Origin of the sequence: Sphingorhabdus sp., from assembly GCF_035329025.1 — a bacterium.
Taxonomy (GTDB): domain Bacteria; phylum Pseudomonadota; class Alphaproteobacteria; order Sphingomonadales; family Sphingomonadaceae; genus Sphingorhabdus_B.
Map to the genome: position 1 here is coordinate 1 of NZ_DAOLHN010000080.1, position 5640 is coordinate 5640.

Below are 5640 nucleotides of genomic sequence, written 5' to 3' on the forward strand. Positions count from 1 at the left end.
CGGCAACCAGTTCATTGCCGATCTGATGCCCAAGCATCCGGTCTATATCGCCATGCTATCGGAAGCAGCGCGCCATGTGATTGGCGTTCCCCACCCCACCGGCCGCGCTGCCATGCGCATGCTGGAAGAAGAAGGTTTCGCCTGGGAGAATTACATCGACATATTCGACGGTGGCCCGACAATGACGGCGCGCACCGACCAGATCCGCAGCGTGCGCGAAGCTAAAGACGCCCAAATCGTCGAAATCAGCAACGCCTTGGGTGATCCGCATGAGGGCAAGGCTGGCGGCACCAAAATGCTTGTCACACATGGTTTGCTTGAGGATTTCCGCGCTTCTTATGGTTGGGTCGAGACATCTGAGAACGGTGTCATTCTAGATGGTCAATGCGCCGAAAATCTGGGCGTCATCACCGGTGACACCATCACTTTCGTACCGAGGTGGTGAGCCATGGCATTGGTTGAAATCAATTTCGATGGGATCATCGGGCCCAGTCACAATTATGCAGGGCTAAGCCCCGGCAATATTGCCTCGGCAAACAATGCAGGTGCGGTTTCGCAACCCCGAGCTGCAGCATTGCAGGGCGTCGAAAAGATGCGCGCCAATTTGCGTCTCGGGCTGGCACAGGGTTTCTTTCTACCGCTCGACCGGCCGAACAAGGCTTGGCTGGAAGGCATGGCAACCGACATGGCCAGCGCAGAGCCCCATATCCGTGCGGCGGCTTTTTCGGCCTCGGCAATGTGGGCCGCCAATGCTGCGACGGTTTCTCCCGCTCCTGATACGGCGGATGGAAAATGCCATCTCTCGGCGGCCAATCTGCTCACCATGGCGCATCGAAGCCATGAATGGACCGGAACGCTCGCCCAGTTGAAACTGGCCTTTGCTGATGAGCAGCATTTCGCTGTACACGAACCAGTACCGCCGCCTTACGGCGATGAAGGCGCTGCCAATTTCATGCGACTATGCCCTTCGCATGACGAGGCAGGTCTGGAAATCTTTGTCTATGGCAAATCTGGAGGCCCCTTCCCTGCACGCCAGCATATCGAATCGTCAAAAGCAATCGCGCGTGCGCACCGGCTCGATCCCGAACGCACTTTGTTCATCCAGCAGTCGGACATCGCTATAGCCGCGGGTGCATTCCACAATGATGTAGTCGCTGTCGCCAACGAACGGGTCTTGTTCACCCACGAACAGGCTTTTGAAGAACCCGAAGCGGCCTATGCTGCGATCCGTACGAAAATGCCGGAGGCGGAAATCGTCATCGTCCCGGCCGATCGGGTCAGTCTTGCCGACGCCGTGCAAAGCTATCTGTTCAACGCGCAATTGGTGACTCTGCCATCCGGCGAAAGGGCCTTGATCCTGCCGACCGAAGCACAGGCCAATGGCAGGGTGTGGAGTTGGCTAGAGGAACATGTGGCAGGCAATGGTCCCATTCGCCGCCTTGTTCCAGTCGACGTGCGCCAATCGATGGCCAATGGCGGCGGCCCGGCTTGCCTGCGTCTGCGTGTGGTGGCCGACCCAACCACGGTAGATCAGCGGTTCATCGCTGATGAGGCAAAACTTGACCGGATTGCTGGAGTTATCGCTGAACATTGGCCGGACAGCATAGCACCAGGCCAGCTTGGCGACGCGGCGCTTATCGAGCAGGTGCAACAGGCACGCCTTGCACTGCTCAATGCCTGCGATCTGGCTGCACTGGCCTGACTGTCGATAGGCTTTACAAACCGCATCGCCGTTAACCATCAAGATTGGCCAAAATACTGAACTGGCACGCGGTTTGCCTATACGCGTGTTAACCTATGAAAAAATTCGCGCGCCTGTTCCAGATCAAGACCAAGACCGAAGTCTTTCTGATCACCTATGCGCTCGGGCTGGGGGCGGTGAAACGCGGGGAGGTCTATCTGACGCAATATCCCGGTTTTGGAGGCAAACTGCTTTTCCTCTGCTGCCTGGGTGCCGTCGTGGTGGCTGCGGCAAAGATGCTGGAGGCTGTTGAATTGCAGCAGATGTTCGGCAGCGATTAGGTCCCCGGATTCTGTTGCTCGGCAGATTCTTTGTTTACGTATTTTCGAACCGAAAAACCGGTTCCCACTTTTTCTGAAAATACTTGGGGTGGTGGGGGGTTTCTGTTGCCCGGCACCCCCCGGCCGCTGTAACCTTTCTGTTGCCCGGCCGGTTCGGCCGCGTTCTTTTAGAATAATTCTAGACCGTGAGGCCCGGAATTATGCTGCGAGAGCAAGTGCTTCGTTATCGTTGGCACTTATGAGTTTTGAACCATTTCACGGCTTATTCATGCCGGGCAAAAACAATGCTTTTCAACGCACGTCGATCCTAGTTCAGCCCCGTCAATTGCCCCGTTTTGCGGGGAAAATGGTGGAGCTGCCGGGTACCGCCCCCGGGTCCGCTGCATCTATTGCACATCGCAATTTATCGCCATAGTCCGGCGAACCGGACGCTCCCTATATAGGCGATTTTGGGTGAATGGGAAGTGAAGGGCTTCAAATTCCCTGCATGTTGCGGCTTTCCGCCGGGATATGCACCACCAGTCCGTCCATTTCGGCTGTCAGATCAATCTGGCAGGACAGCCTGCTCGTCCGCCGCGCACCGCTGGCAAGATCGAGCATGTCTTCCTCGTCCTCAACCGCAGGGTTCAACTTATCGAACCACTCTTTCGCGATGATGACATGGCACGTTGAACAGGCCATCTGCCCTTCACAGGTGCCTTCCAACGGCTGGCCTGCATTTTGCGCCACTTCAAGCAGGCTGTCGCCTTCTTTCGCCTCCACCGTCTGCGTGGTTTCGCCATCGGGGCTGATGAAGTTGATCCTAATCACAATATTTCCTCAGCGGCCCCGTTGATAAGTCGCGCAGCAACGATAATGTCTTCTTCGGTACTATAACGCCCCCAGCCGAGGCGGATAGAAGATTTCGCCTGCGCGTCGCTCAAACCGATAGCGCGCAGGACATGGCTGGGTCGACCCGAACCGCTGGCACAGGCGGAGCCCGCAGAAAAGGCGACCTCGCGTAAGTCAGACATCAACCTTGCGACATCGACGCCATCGCGGCGAATGTTCAAATTGCCATGATAGCGCGCATCAACCGAGCCATTGATGGTCCAGCCTGCAAAATGAGTCCGTGACAGTTGCCACAGCGCGGCGATCTGCGCGGCGTCTGCCTCCATCCGCGTTCGCGCCACTTTCGCCGCTGCCCCGAAGCCTGCACATAAGGCAGGTGAAAGCGTTCCCGAACGCAGCCCCTGTTCCTGACCACCGCCATGGATTAGCGGCGATAGCTTCACGCCGTCGCGCACCCAAAGCGCTCCAATGCCCTTTGGGCCGTAGATCTTGTGCGCAGACACAGCAATCAGATCAGCATTGGCAGGCGCCGGCAGGCGTCCATAGCCCTGCACCGCATCGCACAGCAACAATCCACCGCGCGCATGGGCAAGATCGGCCAGTGCCTCGACGGGTTGGATAGTGCCGATTTCATTGTTCACCTGCATCACCGCAATCAAATCGATCCGTTCGGGAAGCAGCCGTTCGGCTTCTGCGACATCGACCAAGCCATCAGCCGTCACAGGCAAGACAATCAGCGTCGCTCCCTGCCCCGCCAGCCACTCGGCCGTATCCAGCACCGCCGCATGTTCGATTGCCGAGACCGCAATCACCGATTGCGATGTCATGCTGCCCTTTATGGCCAGATTGATCGCCTCGGTCGCGCCGCTGGTGAAGATTGTTTGGCCGCCCGAAGGAAGCAGCGTTTCCACATTGTCGCGTGCGTTTTCGACGACCGCCTTCATTGCCCTGCCCAACCGGTGCGCACTGTGCGGGTTCCAGAAATGGGCGTTGAGATAGGGCAGCATTGCGTCAAAAGCTTCGTTGGCAAGCCGGGTGGTCGCCTGAAAATCCAGATAGATCGCGTCGGTGAGGCTCATAGGGCAGCTCCTGCCGCGCGCTCCCGAATGGCTTTCCACGTCGCGACAAAGCGGTCGATATCCGTTTCGCAGGTCTGCGGACCGAAACTGACTCGAACCACCTCCCCGGCGGTTTTGGCATCCCAGCCCATAGCGGTCAGCACATGGCTGGCTTTCAAAGTTCCGGACGAGCACGCACTGCCGGCGGAAACCGCAATTCCAGCGAGATCGAAGGAAATCAGCTGACTCGATGCAGAAACGCCCGGCATTCGGTAGCTGCCAATCGTCGCAAGGCGCGGAGACGCCTTTCCGACAACCTCACCACCTGTTTCCTCAATCGCGGCATCAAGTTTTGCACGAAGCTTGTTCGCCTGCTCCAGCCAATCAATGCCTGCTTCCAGCGCAGCGGCTAGGCCGAGCACTGCAGGGAGGTTCTCAGTGCCGCGACGATAACCTTTTTCCTGTCCACCAGTCGGTTTGAGCAGCCCCAGATCTTTTGTCAGCAAAGCTCCTAACCCGGGTGGGCCGCCCAGTTTATGCGCCGATAGGATGATGATGTCCGCATCGGGCAAAGGCAATTTTCCGGCGCCCTGTGAGCAATCGGCGACCAACAGCCCGTCACCTTCGCGAATGACCCGCCCAAGCTCTTCAAGCGGCTGGATTATACCGGTTTCGTTGTTGACCTGCTGGATGGCGTAGCGCCTGCCCTTCGCTATCGATCCCAGTTGCGCGATGCCATTTGCATCAACAGCTATGCGCGCCTCGTCGCCGACGGCAGAGAGCACGGCATCATGCTCCACTGCGGTGGCAACCGCATCAAATCCTCTCAAGGACAGTGTGATGGCTTCGCTGGCCCCGCTGGTGAAAAGGATTTCGCCATCCCAACCCAAGGCTTTGCCAATGCGTTTGCGGGCATCCTCTAGTGCAGCGCGCGCCGCCCGTCCCTCGCCATGAGGGCTTGACGGGTTGGCCCAACGCACCAGCGCGTCCGCCATCGCGGCTTGCACGACCGGCAATACGGGCGTTGTCGCGGCATGATCAAGATAGATGCGGTCCTGTGTCATATAAGGAAGCTGACATCCGTTAAGGTTGCGAAAATCGCAATCGCTTCTATATAGCCGGTCGACCGCTGCCTAGCCCGAAGGGTGACGCGGCCCGATTATTCCTCTGTTTAGAAACATCTTATGCCAGCAATTGCCATTCCCGGTCCTGAAGGCCGTATCGAAGCCCGTTTCTCTCCGCCGCCTCGTCCGCGCGCGCCGGTTGCGATGATCCTGCACCCGCATCCACAAGCAGGCGGGACGATGAACGACCGCATAACGCAGGCGATGTACAAGATTTTCGTCGCGCGCGGCTTTGCCGTTCTGCGCTTCAACTTCCGCGGCGTCGGTCGCAGCGAAGGCGAATTCGATAACGGCATTGGCGAGCTTTCCGATGCAGCGGCAGCACTCGATTGGGTGCAGGCCTTCCATCCCGAAGCCAGCTCGACCTGGATTGCAGGGTTTAGCTTCGGCGCCTGGATTGGCATGCAGTTGCTGATGCGTCGCCCCGAAGTGCGCGGATTCATCTCGGTTTCGCCGCCTGCGAACATGTATGATTTCAGCTTCCTCGCGCCCTGCCCCTCTTCGGGCATCATCATCCACGGCGCACAGGACGAGGTGGTATCGCCCAACTCGGTGCAGAAGCTGGTCGACAAGCTGCGCACGCAGAAGCACATCACCATCCACCA

Annotated in this window: 7 protein-coding genes and 1 other RNA gene; 4 read left to right on the top strand and 4 right to left on the bottom strand. The window is 58.3% G+C overall.

Annotated features, from left to right (window positions below):
* The 3 genes from PKC81_RS14240 to PKC81_RS14250 all read left to right on the top strand — a co-directional run.
* Positions 1-445: arginine N-succinyltransferase (locus PKC81_RS14240; protein WP_324337222.1), on the top strand; the 445-nt coding region annotated here is incomplete at its 5' end.
* A gap of 3 nt (positions 446-448) precedes the next feature.
* Complete coding sequence (locus PKC81_RS14245) at positions 449-1702, top strand: N-succinylarginine dihydrolase (protein WP_324337224.1); 1254 nt, start codon at positions 449-451, stop codon at positions 1700-1702.
* 95 nt (positions 1703-1797) lie between these two features.
* Positions 1798-2022: a hypothetical protein gene (locus tag PKC81_RS14250; RefSeq protein WP_324337226.1), complete on the top strand. Its 225-nt coding sequence runs from the start codon at positions 1798-1800 to the stop codon at positions 2020-2022.
* Between the two features lie 90 nt (positions 2023-2112).
* Here PKC81_RS14250 and ssrA read toward each other — a convergent pair.
* The 4 genes from ssrA to PKC81_RS14270 all read right to left on the bottom strand — a co-directional run bounded on the left by ssrA (position 2113) and on the right by PKC81_RS14270 (position 4975).
* Positions 2113-2490, bottom strand: a transfer-messenger RNA (tmRNA) gene (gene ssrA / locus PKC81_RS14255).
* A gap of 6 nt (positions 2491-2496) precedes the next feature.
* Positions 2497-2832 (bottom strand): 2Fe-2S iron-sulfur cluster-binding protein, encoded by a 336-nt coding sequence (locus PKC81_RS14260; protein ID WP_324337228.1) that lies wholly within the window; start codon positions 2830-2832, stop codon positions 2497-2499.
* A complete protein-coding gene (locus PKC81_RS14265; RefSeq protein WP_324337231.1) occupies positions 2829-3932 on the bottom strand; it encodes a cysteine desulfurase family protein in 1104 nt (367 codons plus the stop codon). Before PKC81_RS14265 ends, PKC81_RS14260 begins: the two co-directional genes overlap by 4 nt.
* Positions 3929-4975, bottom strand: coding sequence for an aminotransferase class V-fold PLP-dependent enzyme (locus PKC81_RS14270; protein ID WP_324337233.1), 1047 nt, complete (start codon positions 4973-4975; stop codon positions 3929-3931). The genes PKC81_RS14265 and PKC81_RS14270 overlap by 4 nt, the downstream gene beginning before the upstream one ends.
* A 120-nt stretch (positions 4976-5095) precedes the next feature.
* Here PKC81_RS14270 and PKC81_RS14275 point away from each other — a divergent pair.
* The coding region (locus tag PKC81_RS14275; RefSeq protein ID WP_324337234.1) for an alpha/beta hydrolase at positions 5096-5640 on the top strand (545 nt) is incomplete at its 3' end.

What these genes read in the sequence shown, in the direction of transcription:
- PKC81_RS14245 (WP_324337224.1), top strand. Translation starts at nt 449, where the DNA reads ATGGCATTGGTTGAAATCAATTTCGATGGGATCATCGGGCCCAGTCAC.
- PKC81_RS14250 (WP_324337226.1), top strand. Translation starts at nt 1,798, where the DNA reads ATGAAAAAATTCGCGCGCCTGTTCCAGATCAAGACCAAGACCGAAGTC.
- PKC81_RS14265 (WP_324337231.1), bottom strand. Translation starts at nt 3,932, where the DNA reads ATGAGCCTCACCGACGCGATCTATCTGGATTTTCAGGCGACCACCCGG.
- PKC81_RS14270 (WP_324337233.1), bottom strand. Translation starts at nt 4,975, where the DNA reads ATGACACAGGACCGCATCTATCTTGATCATGCCGCGACAACGCCCGTA.